Raw genomic sequence first — 26,429 nt, forward strand, 5'->3', positions numbered from 1 at the left:
GGTACGACCATGTCCTGCGGGGGCTACGGGGTGGGGGAGCCGCCGCTGCCGTTGCCGGTCTCGTCGGCGATCGCGCGGTGGTGGCGGACGACCTCCTCGATGATGAAGTTCAGGAACTTCTCGGCGAACGCCGGATCGAGGTGCGCCTCCTCCGCCAGCCGCCGCAGCCGGGCGATCTGGGCGACCTCGCGGGCCGGGTCGGCGGGCGGCAGGTCGTGCGCCGCCTTGAGCCGCCCGACCTGCTGGGTGCACTTGAAGCGCTCCGCGAGCAGGTGCACCAGGGCCGCGTCGAGGTTGTCGATGCTGGAGCGCAGCCGCAGCAGCTCGGCCCGCGCGGAGTCGTCCACGCTGGCCGCCTGGCCGAGGTCGCGCAGGTCCGCCTGCTCCCGGCCTCCGCCGCCGTCCCGCTCGCTCATAGCTCGTACCCCTCCGTACGCACGTGCCCCCGCGTGCGCGGGTCCCCGGTCCGGACGCGCGTCAGGGACACTCCCACCATTTCGCGCCGACCCTAGCCGATGCGCCCCCCACCCCGCCGGACCGTCTCGCGGCCCGGGACGCGGGCGCCGCGCGGGCCCTGCGCGGGCGTGGAGGAGTCGCCGGGCGTCGCGACGTGAGCAGAGACACGAAAAGACCTGGGGCCCGATCCGCCGTGCGGATCGGGCCCCAGGTCATCAGGGTGAGTGACGGGACTTGAACCCGCGACATCCTGGACCACAACCAGGTGCTCTACCAGCTGAGCTACACCCACCATCACCGGCGCTTCTCGCACCGGCCGAGAAGAAGCATACAGGGTCTTCCAGGGTGCTCGCTGCCACCTTTCCGCGCGGCGGGGCGTCGGCCGGGACGGCCCCGCGGCGCGGAAAGGCGGCTAGCCCTCGCGCCCGGGCAGGACGTGCTTCGCGGCGATCGCGCGGGCCGTGTCGGTGTCGGGGCCCGGCTGCGGAACGAAGACCGCCTCGCGGTAGTACCGCAGCTCGGCGATGCTCTCGCGGATGTCGGCGAGTGCCCGGTGGTTGCCGTTCTTGGGCGGGCTGTTGAAGTACGCCCTCGGGTACCAGCGCCGGGACAGCTCCTTGACCGAGGAGACGTCCACGATGCGGTAGTGCAGGTGCTGCTCCAGCTCCGGCATGTCCCGGGCGAGGAAGCCGCGGTCGGTGCCGACCGAGTTGCCGCACAGCGGCGCCTTGCGCGGCTCCTTCACCCAGGACCTGACGTAGTCGAGCACCTGCCGCTCCGCCTCGGCGAGCGTGGTGCCGCCGGACAGCTCCTCCAGCAGGCCGGAGGCGGTGTGCATGTCACGCACCACCTCCGGCATCGTCTCCAGCGCCTCGGCCGGCGGCTTGATCACGATGTCCACCCCCTCGCCCAGGACGTTCAGCTCGGAGTCCGTGACGAGGGCGGCGACCTCGATCAGCGCGTCATGGCGCAGCGAGAGCCCGGTCATTTCGCAGTCGATCCACACCATGCGGTCGTTCATGCGTCTCACCCTACGGGGCGATCGCGTTGACCCGGCATCGCCGTGCTGCGAGCGGCCTGCTGGCCCAGGACCTGCCCGGGAGCCGGACGGCCCCCGGCACGCTCCGGGCGCAGCCTGGTCAGCCCCGCGGCCCTGACCAGCCCGGCCAGCTCCGCGGCGTCCGCCCGCCCGTGCTGCTCGGTCAGGCGTATCGCGTGCGGGTCGGGCTCCGTACGGCCGGGGTCCACCCCGCCGCTCTCGGCACCGGGTCCCCTGCGCTGGTGCGGCAGCGTCTCACCGCGTGGCCCCTCGCCGCGCTCCAGGCGTTCCGGGCGGTCGGGGCGCCCGTCGGCACCCCGGTCCGCCCGGTCCGCGGGATCCTGCGGACGGCGCGCGCGGAACGCCGTCCGGTACGAGGCCGGGGAGGAGCCGAGCTGCCTGCGGAAGTGCCCGCGCAGCGCCACCGGCGACCGGAAGCCGCAGCGGCCCGCCACCTCGTCCACCGAGTAGTCCGACGTCTCCAGCAGCCGCTGCGCCTGGAGCACCCGCTGGGTGATCAGCCACTGCAACGGCGCGCTGCCGGTGAGCGAACGGAAACGGCGGTCGAAAGTGCGACGGCTCATGTACGCGCGGGCGGCCAGCGTCTCCACGTCGAACTGCTCGTGGAGGTGCTCCAGCGCCCACGCGACGACCTCGGCCAGCGGATCCCCGCCGATCTCCTCGGGTAAGGACCGGTCCAGGTAGCGCTCCTGGCCGCCGCTGCGGCGCGGTGGCACGACCAGCCGCCTGGCCAGCGCGTTGGCCGCGTCGGAGCCGTGGTCGGTGCGCACCACGTGCAGGCACAGGTCGATCCCGGCGGCGGTGCCCGCGGAGGTGAGGATGTCCCCGTCGTCCACGAACAGCTCGCGCGGGTCGACGTGGACCGACGGGTAGCGCTTGGCGAGCGTCGGCGCGTACATCCAGTGGGTGGTGGCCGGGCGGCCGTCCAGCAGGCCCGCGGCCGCGAGCACGAAGGCGCCGGTGCACAGGCCTATGATCCGTGCCCCCTCCTCGTGCGCCCTTCGCAACGCGGCCAGCGCGGAGGCGGGCGGCGGCTGGGAGATGGAACGCCAGGCGGGCACCACGATGGTGCCGGCCCGGCCGAGCGCGTCGAGCCCGTACGGCGCGGACAGCTCCAGGCCGCCGGTGGTGCGCAGCGGGCCGTCCTCGCCCGCGCAGACCAGCAGCCGGTAGCGCGGCACCCCGGCGTCCTGCCGGTCCACCCCGAAGACCGACAGCGGGATCGAGCTCTCGAAGATCGGGCCGCCGCTGAACATCAGTACGGCGACGACCTCCTTACGGCGCCGTGCGGAGAGTTTGCGTCCCGGCACCGCCGTGGTGGTGCCGCTGCCCGCCTGGGACGCGACACGGACTGACGGGGTGATGACCTCCGTCGCCGCTCCGGTCCTGGAGTCCTGGGTCATGGCGGATGAGCCCCCCTCGGTAGAAGCAACGTCCTTTCGGTACTGCACGTTTCCCCCGCCGTGTTACCCAAGATCGAATCTACTGCGTTCGCTGCGGATGAGGTGACAAGTTCACCATCCGGTACTAAGTCGACATGACAACTTGGCGCGAAGCATTCGATCACGAAGCGTTCCACTGACCGGGCCCGGTGGGAAGTGCGCCTCGGGCCCGTCTGCCGGTAACTCCCTGGTGTGGCTGGCTTTGGGCATTCTGCGCCGTCATGTTCGCGCAGGTCGAGAGGGGGTGGGGAACTCTTGTTCCCGACCCCGCGGTCACCGTGGGAAGTTGGCCGAAAAGAGACGTCGAACAAGCCCGCACCACCCGCCAACGCGCCGTTGTGCGACTTGCGTTGAGGTGTGCGCCGGAGCGCGCCCCGGAAGCCGGTCGTCCGGTTCGGCCGGGTACCGGCCGCCCGGTCGTTGAACGGGCAGGTCATCGCCGGGAACACGGGCCGGGCGGCCGGTCCTGACGACCGAGGGCCCAAGCCGGACGGACGGTTCGCGGCCTTCCCTCGTACGGTGAATCCGGCCTCCGGCGGTTGACGCGGGGAGGGTTACCGAAGGGGTGAAACGGGGTACGCAATACCCGCGTCCGGCGGCCATGGGCGTTGCGCTTCACGCCCGGCTCCGGCATTCTCTCGGGAACTTCGGGTTACCGACATCGCGGCGGAATGCCTGGCCTGTCTGTGCAGCAGCATGCCGTCGCCGTACCCTGGAGGCAGTGGGAGGGCAATGCCCATACCGGCCATTTGTCGGCCGGTCCCGCGGTCACCGGTGTGCACGCCAGACCTGTCCGCTCCAGCGACGCCGCAGGCGCCGCCTCCCCCGAAAACCCCATCATGGCCGGTTACGAGTTCCCCGACCCCGCCGACGGCAAGCCGATCGCCGACTTCGGCACGGCCCAGCCCGAGACGGCCGCCGAGACCCACCACCACTGCGATCCGGCGTTCCAGCACGGGGTGGTGGTCGGCTTCGACGGATCGGTCTCCAGCGAGCGGGCGCTCGCCTACGCGATCGGCATGGCCCGCAGGGCCGGCTCCGGGCTGATCATCGTCCACGTCGCCAACCGGCTGCCCGCGACGGTCTGGGCCGGCTGCGAGCCGCCCGTCTTCGTGGACGTCCCCGACCACCGCACGGAGGTCCTCGGCCTGGAGCTGGCCTGCGCGGACCACCTGGGCGACGTCTCCTGGATCCTGGTCGAGCGCGGGGGCGACATCTGCCACGAACTGGAGGAGGTCGGCCGCGAGTACAGCGCCGACGCGATCGTCGTGGGCGGCACGCACGGGATCATCGGCAAGATCTTCGGCTCGGTGGCGGGCCGCCTCGCGCGGCGCGCGCAGCGCCCGGTGATTGTGATCCCGTAAGCCCCGTCAGGGGCGCGGGGAACTGCGCGACCAGCCACGACGTATCTGCGGATGGCCACCCGCCGCGGTGCCTGCGGTAGTTCTTCGACCACCAGTCCGTACTGGCTGAGCGCGCAGTTCCCCGCGCCCCTTCGTGGTGACCGCTATTCCACCGTCACGGACTTCGCCAGGTTCCGCGGCTTGTCGATGTCCCGGCCGAGCGCCAACGCCGCGTGGTACGCGAGGAGTTGAAGCGGGACGCCGAGCAGGATCGGGTCCAGCTCGGGCTCGTTGCGGGGGACGACGACCGTGTCGTCGGCGATCTCGTGCACCCGGTGGCCCACCGCAAGGATCCGGCCACTGCGTGCCTTGATCTCCTCCAGCGTCGCCCGGTTCTTCTCCAGCAGCTCGTCGTCGGGGATGATCGCCACCGACGGCACCTCGGGCTCGATCAGCGCGAGCGGCCCGTGCTTCAGCTCGGAGGCGGGGTACGCCTCGGCGTGCACGTACGAGACCTCCTTGAGCTTCAGCGACGCCTCGCGGGCCACCGGATAGCCCCGCACCCGGCCCACGAACATCATGCTCTTCGCGTCCGCGTAGCGCGCCGCGAGCCGCTTGATCTCGTCCTCGCCGTTCAGGATCTCCGCGATCTGCTCCGGGAGCCTGCGCAGGCCCTCGATGATCCGGCGCCCGTCGGCGACCGACAGGTCCCGCACCCGGCCCAGGTGCAGGGCGAGCAGCGCGAAGGCGACCGCGGTGTTGGTGAAGCACTTGGTGGAGACCACGCACACCTCGGGACCCGCGTGCACGTACACCCCGCCGTCCGTCTCCCGGGCGATCGCGGAACCCACCACGTTGACCACGCCGAGCACCCGCGCGCCCTTGCGCTTGAGCTCCTGCACCGCCGCCAGCGTGTCGTAGGTCTCGCCGGACTGGCTGACCGCGATGTAGAGGGTGTCGGGGTCGACCACCGGGTTGCGGTAGCGGAACTCGCTGGCGGGCTCGGCGTCGGCCGGGATGCGGGCCAGCTCCTCGATCATCTGGGCGCCGATCTGCCCCGCGTGGTACGCCGAACCGCAGCCGAGGATCTTCACCCGGCGCACCCCGCGCGCCTCGCGGGCGTCGATGCCCAGGCCGCCCAGGTGCACGGTGGCGAAGCGGTCGTCGATCCGCCCGCGCAGCACCCGGTCGACCGCGTCCGGCTGCTCGCAGATCTCCTTGTGCATGTACGTGTCGTGCCCGGCCATGTCGTACGACTCGGCCGCCCACTCGATCGTGGTCGGCGCGGCGGAGGTGCGGCTGCCCTCGGTGGTGTACGTGCGGTACTCGCCCGCCTTCAGGGTCGCCATCTCGCCGTCGTCCAGCGTGACGACCTGGTTGGTGTGGCGGACCAGCGCGGCGACGTCGGAGGCGACGAACATCTCGTTCTCCCCGATGCCCAGCACCACCGGCGAGCCGTTGCGCGCGACGACGATCCGGTCGGGGAACGCGGCGTGCAGCACGGCGATGCCGTACGTGCCCTCGACCACGGCCAGCGCCTCGCGGACCTTGGCCTCCAGGGTGTCCGCGGAGGAGCGCCCGATCAGGTGGGCGACCACCTCGGAGTCGGTCTCGGAGGCGAACTCCACGCCGTCCGCCACGAGTTTGGCCCGCAGGTCCGCGGCGTTGTCGATGATTCCGTTGTGCACCAGGGCGACCTGGCCCTCGGCGTCCAGGTGCGGGTGGGCGTTCTCGTCGCTGGGCGCGCCGTGGGTGGCCCAGCGGGTGTGGGCGATGCCGGTGGTGCCGGTGAAGCGCTTGGGCAGCCGGTCGTCCAGCTCGCGCACCCGGCCCTTGGCCTTGACCGTCCTGAGCGCGCCGGACTTGCCGGCCACCGCGACACCGGCGGAGTCGTAGCCGCGGTACTCAAGCCGCTGAAGCCCTTCGAGCAGCAGCGGAGCGGCATCCCGCTTCCCGATGTATCCGACGATCCCGCACATGACTGGGCCCTCCCTGGGTCGGTCGTTTGCCGTCGTGCTCGGCCGTGCCCTCCGGCCGCCTTCAGCCGTCTCCGGCTGTCCTCGGCTCTTCTCAGCCGTAGACGATGCGGCGCAGCTGCCGCAGCGAGAACTCCGGCGGGGACACCGCGCGATGCGGCAGCTCCTCGGCGATCCGCTCGAAGATCTCGGCGTTCGCCAGGCCCCTGGCCTGGAGTTCCCGATGCCGGCGGCGGACGAAGTCCTCCGCCGACTCGTCGAAGTACGCCAGGACGTCCAGCACCACCCGGGCGGCCTCGCCGCGTCGCAGCGGTGTGGTCCGCACCAGGTGGTCGATGAGGTCGTCGTGGGACACCCGGCGTTCGAGCACCGGACGATCCTGCGCGATCCGGCCCGCGCACCGCAACAATCCTGCCCGATATCGGGCAGGCGTCGTGGGAAACGGCACTCGGATGGCGTGCGTACGGGGTGACGCGTCCCGGGAACGCGCTCGGGCCGCGGCCCGGAGCGGGGCCACGGCCTGAGTCGGCGGTGCGGGGGAGGGCGAACGGTCACGGGGAGGGCGACCGTTACGGGGAGCGCGAACGACTACGCCGTCACGCCCAGCTCGCGGGCGATCAGCATGCGCTGCACCTCGCTGGTGCCCTCGCCGATCTCCAGGATCTTCGAGTCCCGCCAGAACCGCGCCACCGGGTACTCGTTCATGAAGCCGTAGCCGCCGTGGATCTGGGTGGCCTCGCGCGCGTTGGTGACCGCGGACTCCGAGGAGTACAGCTTGGCCAGCGCCGCCTCCTTCTTGAACGGCTCGCCGCTGATCAGCCGCGCCGCCGCGTCCCGCCACGCCAGCCGCGAGGTGTGGGCGCGCATCTCCATGTCGGCCAGCTTGAACTGGATCGCCTGGTTGGCGCCGATCGGCTTGCCGAACGCCTGCCTGGTCTTCGCGTACTCCACCGACTCGTCCACGCAGCCCTGCGCCAGCCCGGTGCCCAGCGCCGCGATGGCGATCCGGCCCTCGTCCAGGATCCGCAGGAACTGCGCGTACCCCCGGCCGCGCTCGCCGACCAGGTTGGCGGCCGGCACGCGGACGTCGGCGAAGGACAGCTCGCGGGTGTCCGACGCGTTCCACCCGACCTTGGAGTACGGCGCCGCGACCGTGAAGCCCGGGGTGCCGGACGGCACGATGATCGCGGAGATCTCCGGACGGCCGTCCTCCTTGCGGCCGGTGACGGCGGTGACCGTGACCAGGCCCGTGATGTCGGTGCCGGAGTTGGTGATGAAGCACTTGGTGCCGTTGATCACCCACTCGTTCGTGGCCTCGTCCAGCCGCGCGGTGGTCCGCGTGCCGCCCGCGTCGGAGCCGCACTCCGGCTCGGTCAGCCCGAACGCGCCCAGGAGCTCGCCCGCGCACAGCCGGGGCAGCCACTCGCGCTTCTGCTCCTCGGTGCCGAAGCGGAAGATCGGCATCGCGCCCAGCGACACCCCGGCCTCCAGGGTGATGGCGACCGAGGAGTCGACCCGGGCCAGCTCCTCCAGCGCCAGGCAGAGCGCGAAGTAGTCGCCGCCCATGCCGCCGTAGCTCTCCGGGAACGGCAGGCCGAACAGGCCCATGCGGCCCATCTCGCGCACGATCTCGTACGGGAACTCGTGCCGCTCGTAGAAGTCGCCGATCTTCGGCGCGACGACGTCGTGGGCGAACTGCTCGACGGTGCGCCGCAGTTCCTCGTATTCGGCGGGGAGCCGGTGGTCGATCGACATGGTGACTACTCCTCGTGGGAGAGGGCGCGGACGGTGCGGGACGGGCTGGGTCGGCCCAGGTGCCCGGCCATCCACACGCTGGTGGCGGTGAGGCGGGCGAGGTCGACCCCGGTGTCGATGCCGAGACCGGTCAGCATCCACACGAGGTCCTCGGTGGCGAGGTTGCCCGTGGCGCTCTTGGCGTAGGGGCAGCCGCCGAGTCCTCCGGCCGAGGCGTCCACGGTGGTGACGCCGAAGCGGAGGGCGGCCAGGGTGTTGGCGAGTGCCTGGCCGTAGGTGTCGTGGAAGTGCACCGCGAGGCGCGCGGCGGGCAGCCCCGCCTCGCCCAGCGTGGTCAGCAGGGCGGTGACGTGGCCCGGGGTGGCCACGCCGATGGTGTCGCCGAGGCTCAGCTCGTCGCAGCCGAGGTCCGCCAGCCGCTTCGCCACCCCGGCCACCTGGTCCACCGGCACGGCGCCCTCCCAGGGGTCGCCGAAGCACATCGACAGGTAGCCGCGCACGCTCGCCCCGGCGTCCCTGGCCTTGGCCACCACGGGCTCGAACATGGCCAGCGACTCGTCGACGGTGCGGTTGAGGTTGGCCTTGGCGAACGACTCGGTGGCGCTGCCGAACACCGCGATCTCGCGCACCCCGAGCGCCAGCGCCCGGTCCAGCCCGCGTTCGTTGGGCACCAGGACCGGCAGCCGTACGCCGTCCAGATCGCCGAGCAGTGGCATCAGGGCCTCCGCGTCGGCGAGTTGGGGCACCCACTTGGGGTGCACGAAGCTGGTCGCCTCGATCGTGGTCAGCCCCGCGTCGGCGAGGCGGTGCACGAACTCGGCCTTCACCTCGGTCGGCACGGTGGCCTTCTCGTTCTGCAACCCGTCGCGCGCGCCGACCTCGTGGATCCGCACCCGGGCGGGGAGGCCCGGCTCCGGCAGGACCATGGGCAGCCCGGAGGGCTTGGCGCCCGGTTCGTCGATGGCTGTCACCGGTCCGCCTCGCTCTCGCTGTCGCTGCCGTGCGGGACGACGTCGCTGTCGTGCGGGATCACGACCGCGAGGACCTGGTCCATCGCGACCGTGCTGCCGGGGGTGACGTTGATCTCGGCGACCGTGCCGTCGTGCGGGGCGGCGATGACGTGCTCCATCTTCATCGCCTCGACCACCAGCAGGCTCTGGCCCGCGGTCACCTCGTCCCCGGCCGACGCCTTGACCACCGTGACGGTGCCCGGCATCGGCGCGGTCAGCGTGTCGGTCCCGGCCGCCCCGGCGCCGCCGCGCAGCGCCGCCTCCACCGGGTCGTACCCGGCGACATGCCAGGTGTGGGCGTCGCGGCCGAGCCAGTCACCGGCGCGGTGAAAGACGTGGGTGACGCCGTCGTGGTGCAGCACGACCCGCGTACCGTCGCCGCGCACCCACGCCGCCACCGGTTCGCCGTCGCCGACCCTGACCTCGCCCTCGCGCACCAGCACCCGCACCGGCTCGTGGCCCGGCACCCGCAGGTCGACCGGCGTCCACGCCGCATCGCCGCCGAGCCGCCAGCCGCTCACCGAGCCGAACGGGTCCACCCAGCCGCCCGCGTCCGGCACCGGCACGCGGGCCGCCTGCCGCAACAGCGCCGCCGCCGCGTACACCTCGTCGGGCACGGCGTCGTCGACGAGCGTGTCCACGTCCCGCTCCACCAGCCCGGTGTCCAGCGCCCCCGCGACCACATCGGGGTGGCCCAACAGCTCCCGCAGGAAGCCCGCGTTGGTCTGCACGCCGAGGATCACCGTGTCCGCGAGCGCCGCCCGCAGCTTGCGCAGCGCGGTCGGGCGGTCCGGGCCGTAGGCGATGACCTTCGAGAGCATCGGGTCGTAGAGGCTGCCGATCTCGGTGCCCTCGCTGAGCCCCGAGTCGGTGCGCACCCCGTCGCCGTTCGGTTCGTCGAGCGCCAGCACCGTGCCGCCGGAGGGCAGGAAGCCGCGGGCCGGGTCCTCGGCGCAGACGCGGGCCTCGATCGCGTGGCCGGTGAGCGTGACGTCGTCCTGGCCGAAGGCGAGCGGCTCGCCGCAGGCCACCCGTACCTGCCACTCCACCAGGTCGAGCCCGGTCACCAGCTCGGTCACCGGGTGCTCGACCTGGAGCCGGGTGTTCATCTCCATGAAGCAGTACGCCGACGGGTCGGCGCCCGGCACGATGAACTCCACGGTGCCCGCGCCCACGTAGCCGCAGGAGCGGGCGGCCTGCACGGCGGCCTCGCCCATCGCGGCCCGGGTGACCTCGTCCAGCAGGACTGACGGGGCCTCCTCGATGACCTTCTGGTGGCGCCGTTGCAGCGAGCACTCGCGCTCGCCGAGGTGCACGACCGTGCCGTGGGCGTCCGCCAGCACCTGGATCTCGATGTGCCGGGGGCGGTCGATCCAGCGCTCGACCAGCAGCGTGTCGTCACCGAACGAACCGCGCGCCTCGCGCCGGGCCGCGGCGATCTCGTCGGCGAGCAGCGCCTCGTCGCGCACCAGCCGCATGCCCTTGCCGCCGCCGCCCGCGGACGGCTTGAGCAGCACCGGGGTGCCGATCTCCCGTGCCGCCGCGATCAGTTGCTCGTCGCTCAGGCCGCTGCCGCTGGATCCGGGGACGACCGGGACACCGGCGACCTTCACCGTCTCCTTGGCGCGGATCTTGTCGCCCATCAGCTCGATGGCGCCGGCGGGCGGGCCGATGAAGACCAGCCCGGCGTCCTCGCAGGCGCGGGCGAACGCCGCGTTCTCGGCGAGGAAGCCGTAGCCGGGGTGGACCGCCTGCGCGCCGGTGCGGGCGGCGGCCTCCAGCAGCCGGTCGATCCGCAGGTAGCTGTCGGCGGCGGACGGCGGGCCGATGCGCACCGCGGTGTCGGCCTCGGCGACGTGGCGGGCGTCGGCGTCGGCGTCGCTGAAGACGGCGACGGATCGCACGCCCAGGCGGCGCAGGGTGCGGATCACCCGGACCGCGATCTCGCCGCGGTTGGCGACCAGCACGGTGTCGAACATCGGCCGCGTGCGGTGGGTCCGCCGAGTCGGGTCCAGCGGGGTCTGGTGTGTCAGGTCCATGAGAGTGCTCCCCCCTACATCCGGAAGACGCCGTAGCCGGGGGCGAGCGGGCCCCGGTCCGGGATGGGCGCGTTGGCGCAGGCGGTCAGGGCCAGGCCCAGCACCGTGCGGGTCTGGAGCGGGTCGATCACGCCGTCGTCCCACAGCCGCGCGGTGGCGTAGTACGCGTTGCCCTGCGTCTCGTACTGGGCGCGGATCGGGTCCTTGAAGCGCTCCTCGTCCTCGGCGGGCCACTGCTCGCCCGCCGCCTCCAGCTGGTCGCGCTTGACGGTGGCGAGCACCGAGGCGGCCTGCTCACCACCCATCACGGAGATCTTCGCGTTGGGCCACATCCACAAGAATCGCGGAGAGTAGGCGCGACCGCACATCGAGTAGTTTCCCGCGCCGTAGGAGCCGCCGATGACCACGGTCAGCTTCGGCACCCGGGTGCAGGCGACCGCGGTGACCATCTTGGCGCCGTGCTTGGCGATGCCGCCCGCCTCGTACTGGCGGCCGACCATGAAACCGGAGATGTTCTGCAGGAAGAGCAGCGGGATGCCGCGCTGGTCGCACAACTCGATGAAGTGCGCGCCCTTGAGGGCGGACTCGCCGAACAGGATGCCGTTGTTGGCGACGATGCCGACCGGGTGGCCGTGCAGCCGGGCGAAGCCGGTGACCAGCGTCGTGCCGTACTCCGCCTTGAACTCGGCGAACCTGCTGCCGTCCACCAGTCGCGCGATGACCTCGCGCACGTCGTACGGCGTACGCGAGTCGACCGGGACGGCGCCGTAGAGCCCGGCCGGGTCGACCGCGGGCTCCTCGACGGGCTCCACGGACCACGGCAGCGCGCCGCGGACGGGCAGCGTGCCGACGATGTCGCGGACGATGCGCAGCGCGTGGGCGTCGTCCTGCGCGAGGTGGTCGGTGACGCCGGAGACCTTGGAGTGCACCTCGCCGCCGCCCAGTTCCTCGGCGGTCACCACCTCGCCGGTGGCCGCCTTCACCAGCGGCGGGCCGCCGAGGAAGATCGTGCCCTGGTCGCGCACGATGACCGCCTCGTCGCTCATCGCGGGCACGTAGGCGCCGCCCGCGGTGCACGAGCCCATGACGGCGGCGATCTGCGGGATGCCGCGGGCGGACATGGTGGCCTGGTTGTAGAAGATCCGGCCGAAGTGCTCGCGGTCGGGGAAGACCTCGTCCTGCCGGGGGAGGAAGGCGCCGCCGGAGTCCACCAGGTAGACGCACGGCAGGCGGTTCTCCAGGGCGACTTCCTGGGCGCGCAGGTGCTTCTTGACGGTCATCGGGTAGTACGTGCCGCCCTTGACGGTGGCGTCGTTGGCGACGACCACCACCTCGCGGCCCGAGACCCGCCCGATCCCGGCGATCACACCGGCGGCCGGGGCCTGGCCCTCGTACATCCCGTCCGCGGCCAGCGGCGCCAGCTCCAGGAAGGGCGAGCCGGGGTCGAGCAGCCCGTCCACCCGGTCGCGGGGGAGCAGCTTGCCGCGCGCGGTGTGCCGGGCGCGGGACTTCTCCCCGCCGCCCAGCCGCGCGGCGGCGAGCTTCTCGCGCAGCCGGGCCGACAGCTCGGCGTGCGCCGCCGCGTTGGCCGCGAAGGCGTCGGAGGCCGGATCGGCCGCGCTGCGCAGCGCGGGTGGTGCCGTGTCACGCATGTCGTGGGCTCCCTTGCACACGTACGCGATGGGTGGTCGCCGGAGCGATCCCTGGGTGATGGCTGACGACCGCGCGGGGCCGCCGTCCGCCACCGATGTTAGTGACCGTTAACGTCTTTGAGGCCAAGGTTAACGCTCGCTAACGCGGAATGTCTAGAATCTTCTGCATGCAGCCGACGAAGGCCGGGGCGACCCGGCGCGAGCAGATCCTCAAGGAGGCCGCGCAGCTGTTCGCCGAGCGCGGGTTCCACGGCGTCGGCGTCGACGAGATCGGCGCCGCCGTCGGCATCAGCGGCCCCGGCCTGTACCGCCACTTCGCCGGCAAGGACGCGATGCTCGCCGAGCTGCTGGTCGGCATCAGCGGCAGGCTGCTGGCCGCGGGCAAGCACCGCATCGCCCGCGCGGACTCGGCAGGCGAGGCGCTGGACGCCCTGGTGCGCGGCCATGTCGACTTCGCGCTCGACGACCGCCCGCTGATCGTGCTGCACGACCGCGAGCTGGACCGGCTGCGCGAGTCGGACCGCAAGCTGGTGCGGCAGTTGCAGCGGCAGTACGTCGAGCTGTGGGTGGAGGTCGTACGGGAGGTGCACCCGGACGCCGGCGAGTCGCAGGCGCGAGCCGCCGTGCACGCGGTCTTCGGCCTGCTCAACTCCACCCCGCACCTGGGCACCCGTGGCGACCTGTCCGGCCGCCAGGCCGCCGCCGCACTGCTGCGCAGGCTCGCGCTGGGCGCGTTCACGGCGCTGGACGGCAAGGGGGAGCCGGGCTGAGCCCTGGGCGGGCAGGGCGAGCCGCCGCAGGAGCGGGCCGGGGCCCGGTGGAGAGAGGCGCTGGACAGATCCGCCAACCGAGAAGTAACTTGCCAAGCGCTTGCTTAGGCCGGTTTCCATCGGCCGCCGGGCCGGATCCCGCCGGCCGGTCCCGCCCACGCGCTTGAGGAGGCCAGCGTGCGCCGCACGGTGTTCAACGAGGACCACGAGGCGTTCCGGTCCACGATCCGCGACTTCATCGCCACCGAGGTCACCCCCGTCTACCCCGAGTGGGAGCAGGCCGGACACGCCCCGCGCGACTTCTACTACAAGCTCGGCGAGCTGGGCGTCTTCGGCATCGAGGTGCCGGAGGAGTACGGCGGCGCGGGTGAGACCAGCTTCAAGTTCAACGCGGTCATCTCCGAGGAGTGCGCCCGCGCGGGCGTCAGCTTCGGCGGCAGCGGCGTGCACACCGCGCTGTGCCTGCCGTACCTGCTCAAGTACGCCGACGACGAGCAGAAGAAGCGCTGGCTGCCGAAGTTCGTCACCGGCGAGATGATGACCGCGATCGCCATGACCGAGCCCGGCACCGGCTCGGACCTCGCGGGCATGAAGACCACCGCCCGGCTGTCGCAGGACGGCACGCACTACGTGCTCAACGGCGCCAAGACCTTCATCACCGGCGGCGTCCTCGCCGACCGCGTCCTGGTCTGCTGCCGCACCTCCGCGCCGACCCCCGAGGACCGGCGTGGCGGGATCTCCATCCTCGTCGTCGACACCAAGAGCGAGGGCTACGCGGTCGGCCGCAAGCTGGAGAAGCTGGGCCTGAAGTCCTCCGACACCGCCGAGTTGTCGTTCACCGACGTCCACGTCCCCGTCGAGGACCTGCTCGGCGAGGAGGGCAAGGCGTTCGAGTACCTCACGCACAACCTCCCGCAGGAACGTCTCGGCATCGCGCTGGGCGCCTACTCCCAGGCCGCCGCCGCGATCCGCTTCGCCACCGACTACGTGCGCGAGCGCACCGTCTTCGGCAAGCCGGTCGCGGGCTTCCAGAACACCAAGTTCGTGCTCGCCGACTGCAAGGCCGAGGTGGACGCCGCCCAGGCGGTGGTCGACCGCGCGCTCGACGCCCTCGACGCGGGCGAGCTGACCCCGGCCGACGCCGCCTCCGCCAAACTGTTCTGCACCGACGTCGCGGCCCGCGTCATCGACAAGTGCCTGCAACTGCACGGCGGTTACGGCTACATGATGGAGTACCCCATCGCCCGCCTGTACGCGGACACCCGCGTCACCCGCATCTACGGCGGCACCAGCGAGGTCATGCGGTCCATCATCGCCAAGTCCATGGGCCTGTGAGCGGAAGACCGGAGCCGACGATGGACGCCCCGCTCAAGGACCTGCTCGACCTGCTCGACCTGGAGCGGATCGAGGCGAACATCTTCCGCGGCCGCAGCCGCCCCGCCGTCGTCCCCCGGGTCTTCGGCGGCCAGGTCGCCGCCCAGGCCCTGGTCGCCGCGGGCCGCAGCGTGCCGCAGGACCGGCACGCCCACTCCCTGCACGCCTACTTCCTGCGCCCCGGCGACCCCGGCGCGCCGATCGTCTACGAGGTCGACCGCATCCGCGACGGCCGCTCCTTCACCACCCGCCGGGTGGTGGCCGTCCAGCACGGGCAGCCGATCTTCCACCTGTCCGCGTCGTTCCAGACGTACGAGGAGGGGCTGGAGCACCAGGAGCCCATGCCGGACGCGCCCGACCCCGAGACGCTGCCGCCCGCGGAGGAGGTGCTGCCGAAGCACGCCGGGTACTTCCCCGACCCCTCGGTGGTGGACCGGCTGCTGGAGGCCAGGGCCGCCGTCGACCTCAGGTACGCCCAGGACCCGCCCTACCTGAGCGTCGGGCGGCCGCGCGAGCCGCGCTCGCAGGTGTGGTTCCGCACCCGCGGCGAACTCGCCGACGACCCCCTGCTCCACGTCTGCCTGGCCACCTACGTCTCCGACATGACGCTGCTGGACTCCGTGCTGCTCGCGCACGGGCGCGGCGGCTGGGCGGTCGGCGACGTGGTGGGCGCCAGCCTGGACCACGCCATGTGGTTCCACCGGCCGTTCCGCGCCGACGAGTGGCTGCTGTACGACCAGCAGTCGCCGTCCGCGTCCGGCGGGCGGGGCCTCGGCACGGCGCGCATCTACACCCGCGACGGACGGCTCGCCGTCTCCGTCATCCAGGAGGGCGTGGTGCGCGTCCCGCGCGCCTGAGCGGCTATCCGGCGAGCCCGGCCGCGTTCAGCAGGTACGCGGTCATCGGGTCGTAGTAGTGCGGCGCCACGTGGTCGTCGAGCGGCACGGTGACCTCCAGCATGCCCTCCGTCTCGCCGACGAACAGCGCGGGGTCGTTGCAGTCCGCGTACCCGACCGCGTCGATCCCGCGCCGGCCTGCGCACCCCGCCCAGCCGTGGTCGGCGACCACCAGGTCGGGCAGCGGCCGCCCCTCGCGTTCCAACGCGTCCAGGATCGCCGACATCGGGTCGGGGGAGTGGGTGTGCACCAGCGCCGCGCCGCGCAGCAGCATCGCGACGCCGCCGATCTGCAGCACCCGCCCCTCGTCCGCGAACAGCCCCTCCGGGATCGTCACGACCTCGCAGCCCGCCGCGCGCAGCGCCGCCCCCGTCGCCTGGTGCACCCCGAGCAGCCCGCCGGGGTGGCCGGTGGCCAGCAGCACCCGCCGCCCGCCCTCGGCCGCCTTGCGCAGCGTCGCCGCCGCCCGGTCCAGCGCGGCCACCGTCAGCTCCGGGTCGATGGTGTCCTGGCCCGAGCGGTACGCCGGGTCGGCGATCACCCCGCAGCGCTCCGCCATCAGCTCCAGCACCGCGTCCTCGTCCTGCCACCGGTCGCCGAGGTCGAGACCCAGCCAGTAGTACCGGTTGCCCGCGGCCAGCTCGCGGTAGTGGTCGAGGTTGTTCTCGCGGCTGGTGGCGACGGCTCCGGCGATACGGGTGCGTATCAGGTGCTCGGTCAGGGCGGTGCGGGACGGTGCGTGAACTGTGGGCATGCCTTCATTGTCGCGTGCCGGGGAACGGGTGTACGGGGGGTGGGCGATCGAGACGAAGGCGTGACCGGCTCGTGCCTTCGCCACGACCGCGTGAGCCTGCCTCGCCACGACCGCCTACAGGTGGCGCAGGGCCAGCCACAGGTCGGCTCGGACGTCGGGGTCGTTCAGGTCCGCGTCCAGCAGGTCCGCGGCCCTCGCCACGCGCTGCCTGACGGTGTTGCGGTGCACCCGCAGGGCCGCCGCCGTACGGTCCCAGCCGCCGTGCAGCGCGAGCCACGTCCGCAACGTCTCCAGCAACGCCGGTGAACCGGCCACCGGCGCCAGCCGCGCCGCCGCGTACGCCCGCGCGTCCTCCGGCGGCAGCAGCGCCCCGATACCGTCGTCCGCCGCCCGGTGCCGTACCACCGCCGTGTGCGAGGCGACCGCCCTGCGCAGCGCGGCCCCGGCCTGGGCGTCCGCACCGGGCAGCTCCGCGGTCCTGGCCGGCGCGCTCACCCCCAGCGTCCAGCCCGGCACCGCGACCTGCTCACGCCCAGGCGCCCCCGTCTCCTCCGGCACCAGCACGCGCACCGGCCCGCCCTCCTCCGCGTCCGCCAGCGGGCTGCCGAGGGCGGCGGCCAGCGCGGCGGCGGACGCGCGCGGCGACGGGTCGGCGGGGTCGCGGCGGTGGCCGTGCACCACCGTCCACCACGGCTCCGGCGCCCCGGACAGCAGCGGTGCGACCGTCTCGGAGTCCGCTCCCAGCAACAGCCTGACCAGGGCGGACGTGCGATCGGCCGAGGCGGCGCCCAGGTCGCGGGCGGTCAGCAGCGACAGCAGGACGGCGGCCACCCCCGCGATCGCCGCTCCGCCCGCCTCACCGCCCTCCGGCATCGCCAGCACCAGTGCCGCCGTCCCGCCCTCGCCCAGCGCGTGCGCCAGCAGCCGCCGTCCGCCCGCCGCCTCCGCCGCCGTCGTGGGCGCCCCGGCCCGCCCGCTCCGCACGACCCCGGCCAGCTCCCGCATCGCCTCCGCCACGTCGTCCGGCGGCACCGGCCCCGCCGCGTACAGCTCCTCCCTCCGCGACCCCAGCACGCAGGCCCGCGCGCCCAGCCGCCGGGCCAGCTGCCGCAGCACCGCGGGCACCGGGTCCGGCGCCGCCGCGGCCGCCGCCAGCCCCTGCTGCGCCTGCGCCACCCGCCGCAGCTCCCGGTGCCTGGCCTGCGCCATCAACTGCCACACCGCCCGCGCCACCCCCGCGAACGGCGTCCCCGGTGGCACCTCGACCAGCGGCACCCCGTACCGCTCGCAGGCCCGCGGCAGCGCCCGCGGGGTCTCCTCCAGCACCGGCGTCACCCCGAAGCCCAGCGCCGCCACCCCGCCGCGCGCCAGCCGTGCCACGTATCCGTCCAGCACGTCCGCCGCCCCCGTCGCGTCCTCCGGGGGAAAGTGCACGCCCGCCGTCAGCAACAGCTCGCCGCCGAGCAGGTACGGCACCGGATCGGCCATCTCGCTCGCGTGCACCCACCGCACCGCGACACCCCCGGGATCAGGCCCGGCGAGCCTGCGCAGGCCCAGGTCGGCGTGGTCCAGCAGCGCCGCCAACGGCACCGCGGGCGTGGGCGGGGTCAACTCGGGCATGGACGAACCGTTCAGCGAAGGCTTCCGATATGGAGGAAACGTACACTTCAGCGTCGCCCCACGGCGACCTAGGGTTTCCTATCGAGACGGCCGCCGACCGCCCTCGCCCCGCACCGGCGCCCGACGTCCACCCGTACCTCGCCGACCCACGTTGATCAATATTGATCAACGTTGACCAAGGGGACACCCACCATGACCAGCAGCACCGGGCCGCGCGGCCCCGTCGACTCCTCCCGCGTCCCGCGTTACGCCGGGCCCGCCACCTTCGCGCGGCTGCCGCGTATCGACGAGGTCGGCGCCGCCGACGTGGCGGTCGTCGGCGTCCCCTTCGACAGCGGCGTCTCCTACCGGCCCGGCGCCCGCTTCGGCGGCAACGCCATCCGTGAGGCGTCCCGCCTGCTGCGCCCCTACAACCCGGCGCAGGACGCCTCCCCGTTCGCCCTCGCCCAGGTCGCCGACGCCGGTGACATCGCGGTCAACCCGTTCAACATCAACGAGGCCGTCGAGACCGTCCAGGCCGCCGCCGACGACCTGCTGGACGGCGGCGCCCGGCTGATGACGCTGGGCGGCGACCACACCATCGCGCTGCCGCTGCTGCGCTCCGTCGCCCGCAAGCACGGCCCCGTCGCCCTGCTGCACTTCGACGCCCACCTCGACACCTGGGACACCTACTTCGGTGCCGAGTACACCCACGGCACGCCGTTCCGCCGGGCCGTCGAGGAGGGCATCCTCGACACCTCCGCCCTCTCCCACGTCGGCACCCGCGGCCCGCTCTACGGCAAGCAGGACCTCGCCGACGACGAGAAGATGGGCTTCGGCATCGTCACCTCCGCCGACGTCATGCGGCGCGGCGTGGACGAGGTGGCCCAGCAGCTGCGCGAGCGCATCGGCGACCGCCCGCTGTACATCTCCATCGACATCGACGTGCTCGACCCGGCCCACGCGCCCGGCACCGGCACCCCCGAGGCGGGCGGCCTGACCTCCCGCGAACTGCTGGAGATCCTGCGCGGCCTGGCCTCCTGCCACCTGGTCTCCGCCGACCTGGTCGAGGTCGCCCCGGCCTACGACCACGCCGAGATCACCTCGGTCGCGGCCTCCCACACCGCGTACGAGCTGACCACGATCATGTCCCGGCAGATCGCGGCGTCCCGCGAGGGCTGACCCCGCGCACGCCCCCACGGGTCCTAGGTCCTTCGCCCTACCGGGCTCGGACCTGGGACCCGCTTTTTGTTGCGGACGGATGAAATCCGCTTCCCCCGGCGTTGCAGCCTTCCGGGCGCGGCCGGGTGGCGGCCGACGCGACGGGAGGCACTGAGTGGCGGCGACGACGCGGACCGCGAGCACGACGGAACGGCCCGCCGGGGGCCCGGACGGGCCCGGCGACGGCCGCGCGAGGAGCGCGGGCGGACGCCCCGGCCAGGGCTGGCTGCGGCGCATCACCGCCGACAGCTGGCACTACCGCCACGCGGTCCTGCTCGCGCTCGGCGCCTCCCTCGTCGGCATGGCCGTCACCGCGCTCGTCCCGCTGCTGCCCCGTCTGATCATCGACGACGTCGTCGCCGGGCACACCGGCTCCGTCGGCCTGTGGGCCTCGCTGATGGTGGTGGCCGCGCTCGCCGTCTACGCCTCCACCTACGTGCGCCGCTACTACGGCGGACGCCTCGCCCTCGACGTCCAGTACGACCTGCGCACCGCGATGTTCCGCACCATCTCGCGGCTCGACGGCGCCCGGCAGGACGCGCTCGACACCGGGCAGGTGGTCGGCCGCGCCACCAGCGACCTCCAGCTGATCCAGGGCCTGCTGTTCATGATCCCCGTCATGCTCGGCAACCTGCTGCTGTTCGTGATGTCCCTGGTCGTGATGGCGGTGCTCTCCCCGCTGCTCACCCTGATCGCGCTCGCCGTCGCCCCCGCCCTGTGGTTCCTGGCCAACCGCAGCCGCACCCGGCTCTTCCCCGCCACCTGGTACGCGCAGGGCGAGGCCGCCGCCGTCGCCGGAGTCGTGGACGGCGCGGTCACCGGCGTCCGCGTCGTCAAGGGCTTCGGCCAGGAGACGCAGGAAGAGGAGAAGCTGCGCCGCGTCAGCCTGCGCCTGTTCGCCGCCCGGCTGCGCACCGTACGCCTCAACGCCCGCTACAACCCGGCCCTCCAGGCGGTCCCCGCGCTCGGGCAGGTCGCCATGCTCGCCCTCGGCGGCTGGATGGCCGTCCACCACCAGATCACCCTGGGCACCTTCGTCGCCTTCTCCACCTACCTCGCCCAGCTCACCGGCCCGGTGCGGATGCTGACCATGATGCTCACCGTCGGCCAGCAGGCCCGCGCGGGCGTCGAGCGGGTCTACGAACTGATCGACACCGAACCGGGGATCACCGAGTCCCCTCACGCCCGCGCACTGCCGCGCGACGCGGACGCCGACATCGAGTTCGACGACGTGACCTTCGGCTACGACCCGGACCGCCCGGTACTGGAGCACCTCAGCCTGCGCGTCGAACCCGGCGAGACGCTCGCCGTCGTCGGCGCCTCCGGCTCCGGCAAGTCCACCGTCTCCCTGCTGCTGCCCCGCTTCTACGACGTCTCCGGCGGCGCGGTACGGGTCGGCGGCACCGACGTGCGCGACCTCACCCTGGACTCGCTGCGCGCCGCCATCGGCCTCGTCCCCGAGGACAGCTTCCTGTTCTCCGACTCGGTCCGCGCCAACATCGCCTACGGCCGCCCCGACGCCACCGACGCCGAGATCGAGGCCGCCGCCCGCGCCGCCCAGGCCCACGGCTTCATCTCCGCCCTGCCCAAGGGCTACGACACGGTCGTCGGCGAACAGGGCCTCACCCTCTCCGGCGGCCAGCGCCAGCGCGTCGCCCTCGCCCGCGCCGTCCTCACCGACCCCCGCCTCCTGCTGCTCGACGACGCCACCTCCGCGGTGGACGCCCGCGTCGAGGCGGAGATCCACGACGCCCTGCGCGAGGTCATGCGCGGCCGCACCACCCTCCTGATAGCCCACCGCCGCTCCACCCTCGCCCTCGCCGACCGCGTCGCCGTACTCGACCACGGACGCCTGGTGGACGTCGGCACCCACGACGAACTCCAGGAGCGCTGCGCCCTCTACCGCCGCCTGCTGACCGACCCGGACGAACTCGCTGGGGACGACGCGTGGTCGCCGGATCCGGCGGGGCGCGTGCGGGTCGTGGGGGAGGGCGGGGCCGAGCCGGAGGGACGGGCTGCCGACGGGATCACGCCCGAGCTGTGGCCCAGGTCCGATCGCGGCGCTCGAGGGGAGAGCCAGGTCGGCGTGGCGACCGCCTCGGCTGCCGCCGGGCCCGGCATGGCGGGTGCCCTCGCCGGGATGCCGGCCACCCCCGAACTGCTCGCCCGCGTCGCCGCGTTGCCCCCGGCGACCGACACCCCCGACATCGACGACACCGCCGTCCGCGCCGCCGAACCGCACTTCGGGCTGCGCGCCATGCTCCGCGGCTTCACCGCCCCGCTCCTGATCAGCCTCGCCCTGGTCGCGGCCGACGCGCTGGGCGGCCTGCTGCTGCCGATCCTCATCCGGCACGGCATCGACCAGGGCGTCGACCGCCTCGCCCTCGGCGCCGTCTGGTCCGCCTCCGGCCTCGCCCTCCTGGTCGTCCTCGTCCAGTGGGCCGCCGAGGTCGGCGAGAACCAGATGACCGGCCGCACCGGCGAACGCGTCCTGTACTCCCTGCGCCTGAAGATCTTCGCCCAGCTCCAGCGCCTCGGACTCGACTACTACGAACGCGAGTTGACCGGCCGCGTCATGACCCGCATGACCACCGACGTCGACGCCCTCAGCTCGTTCCTCCAGACCGGCCTGGTCACCGCCGTCGTCAGCCTGCTGACCTTCTTCGGCATCCTCGTCGCCCTGCTCGCCCTCGACGTGGAACTCGCCCTCGTCGTCTTCGCCACCCTCCCGCCCCTGATCGCCGCCACCATCGTCTTCCGCCGCAAGTCGGTACGCGCGTACGGCCTGGCCCGTGACCGGGTGAGCGTCGTCAACGCCGACCTCCAGGAACACGTGGCGGGCCTGCGCGTCGTCCAGGCGTTCCGTGGCGAACGCGCCGGCGCCCGCCGCTTCGCGGAACGCTCCGACGCCTACCGCCAGGCCCGGGTGCGCGGCCAATGGTACATATCCGTCTACTTCCCCTTCGTGCAGTTCCTCTCCAGCGTCGCCGCCGCCCTCGTGCTGATCGTCGGCGCCGGCCGGGTCGGTGACGGCACCCTGACCGCCGGCGCCCTCGTCGCCTACCTGCTCTACATCGACCTGTTCTTCTCACCCGTCCAGCAGCTCTCCCAGGTCTTCGACGGCTACCAGCAGGCGTCCGTCTCGCTCGGCCGCATCGCCGAACTCCTGCGCCTGCCCACCACGACCCCGCTGCCCCAACGCCCCGTGCCGGTACCGTCGTCCGGCCTGCGCGGCGAGATCTCCTTCGACGACGTCCACTTCGCCTACGGCGACGGCGAGGAGGCACTGGCCGGCATCGACCTGCGCGTCCCCGCCGGGCAGACCGTCGCCTTCGTCGGCGAGACCGGCGCCGGCAAGTCCACCCTGGTCAAGCTCGTCGCCCGGTTCTACGACCCGACCGGCGGCGCCGTGCGCGTCGACGGCCTCGACCTGCGCGACCTCGACCTGACCGGTTACCGCCGCAGGCTCGGCGTCGTCCCCCAGGAGCCGTACCTCTTCCCCGGCACCATCCGCGACGCCATCGCCTACGGCCGTCCCGACGCCACCGACGCCGAGGTCGAAACCGCCGCCCGCGCGGTCGGCGCCCACGAGATGATCGCCACGCTCGCCGACGGCTACCTGCACCGCGTCGGCGAACGCGGCCGCAACCTGTCCGCCGGACAGCGCCAGCTCATCGCCCTGGCCCGCGCCGAACTGGTCGACCCCGACGTGCTGCTGCTCGACGAGGCGACCGCCGCGCTCGACCTGGCGACCGAGGCCGTGGTCAACGCCGCCGCCGACCGCCTCGCGGTGCGCAGGACCACCCTGGTCGTCGCCCACCGCCTGACCACGGCCGCCCGCGCCGACCGCGTCGTCGTCATGGACCACGGCCGGGTCGTCGAGGACGGCACGCACGCCGAACTCCTCGCCGCCGACGGTCGCTACGCCGAACTGTGGCGCACCTTCGCGGGCGAACCGGCCGACACCGCCGCCTGACCGCCCGACCCGCCCCGACGTCCTACGCGAACTCGCCCAGCAGCCGCATCAGATGCTCCCGCCCCGCGTCCAGCAGCCCCGGCAACCCGGCCGCCTGCGGATACCACCGCTTCTCGTACTCCCAGCACAGCCAGCCGTCCCACCCCTCGCGGCTGAGCACCTCCACGCACCCGTCGAGCGGCACCACCCCGCGCCCCAACGGCAACGGCGTCAACTCCTCCGCCGACGCGACGTCCTTGACCTGGACGTACCCCAGATACGGCGCCAGCGCCGGATACGACGCGGCGGGCTCCTCGCCGCCGCGCCAGGTGTGCAGCACGTCCCACAGCGCGCCCACCGCCCGGTGCCCGACCGGCCCCAGCACGCGCGCCAGATCGGCGGCCGTGCGATGCGAGTCATGCGTCTCGACCAGCACCCGCACTCCGCGCTCCGCGGCGTACGGCGCGGCCGCCGCCAGCCGCCGCGCCGCCACCGCGTCGTCCTGCGGCCCACTCCCGCCGGGGAAGACCCTCACGAACGGCGCGCCCAGATCGCCCGCCAGCCCGACCTGCCGCCGCAGGTCCTCCACCACCGGATCGTCCGCCCCGGGCGCCGCCACCCGCGTGTACGCGGCCACGCAGAGGATCTCCACCCCCGCGGCCCCGAACACCTCCCGCACCCGGGCCCGCGCGTCCCCGTCCAGCCCGGCGTGCACCGGCTCCTCGTCCCGGTCGGCGCGCAACTCCACGCCGTGGAAGCCGTGTTCGCGCGCCAGCCCGACCACCTGCTCCACCGGCAGTCCGGGCACGCCGAGAGTGGAGAACGCGAGCCTCACAGTGTCATCACCCAGTCCTGTCCCATCAGGTCCTTGCCGAAGCTGTGGTGGGGTTTCTCCGCCACCAGCTCGAACCCGTGCCGCTCATAGATCTTCCGGGCCGCCGCCAGCACGTCATTGGTCCACAACACGATCTCCCGGTACCCCGCCTGCCGCGCGAAACACACGCACTGGCTCACCAACCGGTCGCCGACGCCGTTCCCCCGCGCCGTGGGCGCCACCAGCAGCAGCCTCAGCCGCGCCGTCTCGTCGCTCTCCCGCACGCACATCACACACCCGACCGGCTCGCCGTCGAACTCGGCGATCCACAGCGCCTCGCGAGCCGGATCGTGCCCACTCGCGAAGTCCCCCACGATCCGGGTGACCAGCGCCTCGTACTCCTCGTTCCACCCGAACTGCTCGGCGTACAGCGCCCCGTTGGCCCGGATCACCCAGCCCAGGTCCCCGGGGCGCGGGCCGCGCAGCACCACCGTGCCCACCCTGGGGCGCGACAGCACCTCCTGCGCGGTCCGCAGCGCCTCGGTCAGTCTCCGGCGCTGGCCCTCGCCGAGCCGCGCCACCAGGTCGCCGACCGCCTCCCAGGAACGTTCGTCCAGCAGCGCCGCCGCCTCCCGCCCGGCCGCGGTCGGCCGCACCAGGTGCACCCGGCGGTCGGTGGGATGCTCCTCGCGCACCACCAGCCCCGCCTTCTCCAGCCGTGCCAGCACCCGGCTCAGGTGCGCGGCCTCGGCGCGGATGGTCTCGCGCAGCCGCGGCACCGCCGTGCGCTCCTGCTGGTTCAGCTCGTACAGCACCCGGGCCTCGGTGAGCGAGTACGGGGTGCCGAGGCGGCCGGCGTAGTCGAGCGCGCCGATCAGGCTGGTGTAGAAGCGGTTGAACGAGCGGATCGCGTCGACCGTGGGGCCGAGCCAGGGGGCGTCCTTCGCGGTCATGGGAGAGCCCACCCTTCGGAAATCGGTTGTCACACCGTTGTCTCCGACAAGGGTATGTCGGGGGTGGGTCCGCCCGACAGGGCTTACGCGGAAGTGAGGGGCGCGCTCCCGGGGGCGCGCAGGGGGCACTGGGTGGTCAGCTTTCGCGCGGGGGCGCGGTGGACTCCCGTATCACCAACTCGCCCTCCACCAGTGCCACTCCACCGCCCGGCGTCGTCTCGCGCCCCATGACCAGCCGCCCCGCCCGCGCCCCCGCCTCGTGCAACGGCAGCCGCACCGTGGTGAGCGCCGGCGTCGCGTCCACGCTGAACGGCAGATCGTCGAAACCGGTGACCGACACGTCCCGCGGCACCTGCAACCCCCGCTCGCGCAGCGCCGCGATCACGCCGAGCGCCACCGTGTCGTTGGCGGCCACGATCGCGGTCAGGCCGGGGCAGCGGTCGAGGAGTTCGCGCGCGGCGCGGTGGCCGCTGGACCGGTCGTAGTACCCGTACGCGGTCAGCCCGCCGCACTCGCGCGCCAGCCCGTACGCCGCCAGCGCGTTGCGGTGGCCCTCCAGGCGGTGCCGGGTGGTGGTGCGGTCGACCGGTCCCGCCACACACCCGATGCGGCGGTGCCCGAGGCGTATCAGATGCCGGGTCAACTGCTCGGCGCCGCCGCGGTTGTCGAACCCCAGCGTCATCACCGGGTTGCCGCCCTCCGGCTCGCCCGCCCCTTCCTCGAAGGGCCCGGCCGGCAAGGGTGGCCGCCCGCACAGCACGACCCGCGTCCCCGATGCCGCCAGCCGGGCCAGCCGGTCGGCGATCGCGTCGGTGTCGGAGCCCTCCACCGCGCTGCCGGTGAGGATGACGCCCGCCGCCCGCTGCCTGTGCAACAGGGTCAGATAGGTCAACTCCGCCTCCGGCGAACCGCCCGTGTTGCAGACCACGGCCAGCTTGCCGCCACCCGGCGCGCCCGCCCGCCCCTGCTCATCGGCGTCACCGCCGCGGGCTATCTCCGCCTGCGCGGCGCTGGCCAGGATGCCGAAGAACGGATCCGCGACATCGTTGACGAGCACCCCGACCAGGTCCGACGTCGCCGCCGCCAGCGCCCTGGCGTTCCCGTTGACCACGTACTCCAGGTCCTCCACGGCCCGCAGCACCCGTTCGCGGGTGTGGTCGGCGACCGGGTAATTGCCGTTCAGCACACGGGAGACCGTCGCGGAGGACACCCCCGCGCGCGCCGCCACATCGGCCAGGGTCGTGGTCATCGTCGTACTTCCTCCGTACTCGTTCTCTCCACCGCACGTCATACGTGCCGTACGGCCGGAAGGACTCAGCGGGGGCGCGCCGGTTTCCGCCATTGGCACGACCTCTTGAAG

The 26,429-nt window shown here is 73.2% G+C and carries 20 protein-coding genes and 1 tRNA gene; 6 read left to right on the forward strand and 15 right to left on the reverse strand.

The window, feature by feature from the left end:
- Positions 1-23: 23 nt before the first annotated feature.
- The 4 genes from K7472_RS16580 to K7472_RS16595 form a co-directional block, all read right to left on the reverse strand.
- A complete protein-coding gene (locus K7472_RS16580) occupies positions 24-416 on the reverse strand; it encodes a chorismate mutase (protein WP_222978693.1) in 393 nt (130 codons plus the stop codon).
- Positions 417-675: 259 nt separating this feature from the next.
- Positions 676-748 (reverse strand) — tRNA-His (locus tag K7472_RS16585).
- 120 nt (positions 749-868) lie between these two features.
- Positions 869-1,477, reverse strand: a complete 609-nt coding sequence (orn, locus tag K7472_RS16590) for an oligoribonuclease (protein WP_222978695.1) — start codon at positions 1,475-1,477, stop codon at positions 869-871.
- Positions 1,478-1,482: 5 nt separating this feature from the next.
- Positions 1,483-2,919, reverse strand: coding sequence for a helix-turn-helix domain-containing protein (locus K7472_RS16595; protein ID WP_372457979.1), 1,437 nt, complete (start codon positions 2,917-2,919; stop codon positions 1,483-1,485).
- An 878-nt stretch (positions 2,920-3,797) separates the two neighbouring features.
- Between K7472_RS16595 and K7472_RS16600 the strand changes: the two genes are divergently transcribed.
- Positions 3,798-4,322, forward strand: coding sequence for a universal stress protein (locus K7472_RS16600; protein ID WP_222978697.1), 525 nt, complete (start codon positions 3,798-3,800; stop codon positions 4,320-4,322).
- A 143-nt stretch (positions 4,323-4,465) separates the two neighbouring features.
- Here the strand turns inward: K7472_RS16600 and glmS are convergent, their stop codons facing one another.
- The 6 genes from glmS to K7472_RS16630 form a co-directional block, all read right to left on the reverse strand.
- Positions 4,466-6,280 carry a glutamine--fructose-6-phosphate transaminase (isomerizing) gene (gene glmS / locus K7472_RS16605; protein WP_222978698.1) on the reverse strand — a complete coding sequence of 605 codons (1,815 nt, stop codon included), beginning with the start codon at positions 6,278-6,280 and terminating at the stop codon, positions 4,466-4,468.
- Positions 6,281-6,371: 91 nt separating this feature from the next.
- The gene (locus K7472_RS16610) at positions 6,372-6,647 is read right to left on the reverse strand and encodes a hypothetical protein (protein ID WP_222978700.1); all 276 of its coding nucleotides are present in this window, start codon (positions 6,645-6,647) and stop codon (positions 6,372-6,374) included.
- Between the two features lie 218 nt (positions 6,648-6,865).
- The gene (locus K7472_RS16615; RefSeq protein WP_222978701.1) at positions 6,866-8,032 is read right to left on the reverse strand and encodes an acyl-CoA dehydrogenase family protein; all 1,167 of its coding nucleotides are present in this window, start codon (positions 8,030-8,032) and stop codon (positions 6,866-6,868) included.
- 5 nt (positions 8,033-8,037) lie between these two features.
- The gene (locus K7472_RS16620) at positions 8,038-8,958 is read right to left on the reverse strand and encodes a hydroxymethylglutaryl-CoA lyase (protein ID WP_222978901.1); all 921 of its coding nucleotides are present in this window, start codon (positions 8,956-8,958) and stop codon (positions 8,038-8,040) included.
- 41 nt (positions 8,959-8,999) lie between these two features.
- Positions 9,000-11,021: an acetyl/propionyl/methylcrotonyl-CoA carboxylase subunit alpha gene (locus tag K7472_RS16625; RefSeq protein ID WP_222978899.1), complete on the reverse strand. Its 2,022-nt coding sequence runs from the start codon at positions 11,019-11,021 to the stop codon at positions 9,000-9,002.
- A gap of 74 nt (positions 11,022-11,095) precedes the next feature.
- The gene (locus K7472_RS16630; RefSeq protein ID WP_222978702.1) at positions 11,096-12,733 is read right to left on the reverse strand and encodes a carboxyl transferase domain-containing protein; all 1,638 of its coding nucleotides are present in this window, start codon (positions 12,731-12,733) and stop codon (positions 11,096-11,098) included.
- Positions 12,734-12,900: 167 nt separating this feature from the next.
- Here K7472_RS16630 and K7472_RS16635 point away from each other — a divergent pair, with 167 nt between their 5' ends.
- From K7472_RS16635 to tesB, 3 genes are all read left to right on the forward strand, one after another.
- A complete protein-coding gene (locus K7472_RS16635) occupies positions 12,901-13,503 on the forward strand; it encodes an SACE_7040 family transcriptional regulator (protein WP_222978703.1) in 603 nt (200 codons plus the stop codon).
- Between the two features lie 177 nt (positions 13,504-13,680).
- The gene (locus K7472_RS16640) at positions 13,681-14,838 is read left to right on the forward strand and encodes an acyl-CoA dehydrogenase family protein (RefSeq protein WP_222978704.1); all 1,158 of its coding nucleotides are present in this window, start codon (positions 13,681-13,683) and stop codon (positions 14,836-14,838) included.
- Between the two features lie 20 nt (positions 14,839-14,858).
- Complete coding sequence (gene tesB, locus K7472_RS16645) at positions 14,859-15,734, forward strand: acyl-CoA thioesterase II (RefSeq protein ID WP_222978705.1); 876 nt, start codon at positions 14,859-14,861, stop codon at positions 15,732-15,734.
- 4 nt (positions 15,735-15,738) lie between these two features.
- Here tesB and K7472_RS16650 read toward each other — a convergent pair whose 3' ends face one another.
- Together K7472_RS16650 and K7472_RS16655 are read right to left on the reverse strand one after the other, a co-directional pair.
- Positions 15,739-16,527: a phosphatase gene (locus K7472_RS16650; RefSeq protein ID WP_222978707.1), complete on the reverse strand. Its 789-nt coding sequence runs from the start codon at positions 16,525-16,527 to the stop codon at positions 15,739-15,741.
- A 114-nt stretch (positions 16,528-16,641) separates the two neighbouring features.
- Positions 16,642-18,147, reverse strand: a complete 1,506-nt coding sequence (locus tag K7472_RS16655) for a PucR family transcriptional regulator (RefSeq protein WP_222978709.1) — start codon at positions 18,145-18,147, stop codon at positions 16,642-16,644.
- A gap of 192 nt (positions 18,148-18,339) precedes the next feature.
- Here K7472_RS16655 and speB point away from each other — a divergent pair, with 192 nt between their 5' ends.
- On the forward strand, positions 18,340-19,308 hold the full coding sequence (gene speB, locus K7472_RS16660; RefSeq protein WP_222978710.1) for an agmatinase: 969 nt from the start codon (positions 18,340-18,342) through the stop codon (positions 19,306-19,308).
- 265 nt (positions 19,309-19,573) lie between these two features.
- Positions 19,574-23,323: an ABC transporter ATP-binding protein gene (locus tag K7472_RS16665; protein WP_252395747.1), complete on the forward strand. Its 3,750-nt coding sequence runs from the start codon at positions 19,574-19,576 to the stop codon at positions 23,321-23,323.
- 22 nt (positions 23,324-23,345) lie between these two features.
- Here K7472_RS16665 and K7472_RS16670 read toward each other — a convergent pair whose 3' ends face one another.
- From K7472_RS16670 to K7472_RS16680, 3 genes are all read right to left on the reverse strand, one after another.
- Positions 23,346-24,137, reverse strand: coding sequence for a sugar phosphate isomerase/epimerase family protein (locus K7472_RS16670; protein WP_222978714.1), 792 nt, complete (start codon positions 24,135-24,137; stop codon positions 23,346-23,348).
- Positions 24,134-25,069 (reverse strand): bifunctional helix-turn-helix transcriptional regulator/GNAT family N-acetyltransferase, encoded by a 936-nt coding sequence (locus tag K7472_RS16675; protein ID WP_222978715.1) that lies wholly within the window; start codon positions 25,067-25,069, stop codon positions 24,134-24,136. The genes K7472_RS16670 and K7472_RS16675 overlap by 4 nt, the downstream gene beginning before the upstream one ends.
- Positions 25,070-25,205: 136 nt before the next feature.
- Positions 25,206-26,318 carry a LacI family DNA-binding transcriptional regulator gene (locus K7472_RS16680; RefSeq protein ID WP_222978716.1) on the reverse strand — a complete coding sequence of 371 codons (1,113 nt, stop codon included), beginning with the start codon at positions 26,316-26,318 and terminating at the stop codon, positions 25,206-25,208.
- Positions 26,319-26,429 lie beyond the last annotated feature (111 nt).

Source organism: Streptantibioticus parmotrematis (genome assembly GCF_019890615.1).
Lineage (GTDB): Bacteria > Actinomycetota > Actinomycetes > Streptomycetales > Streptomycetaceae > Streptantibioticus_D > Streptantibioticus_D parmotrematis.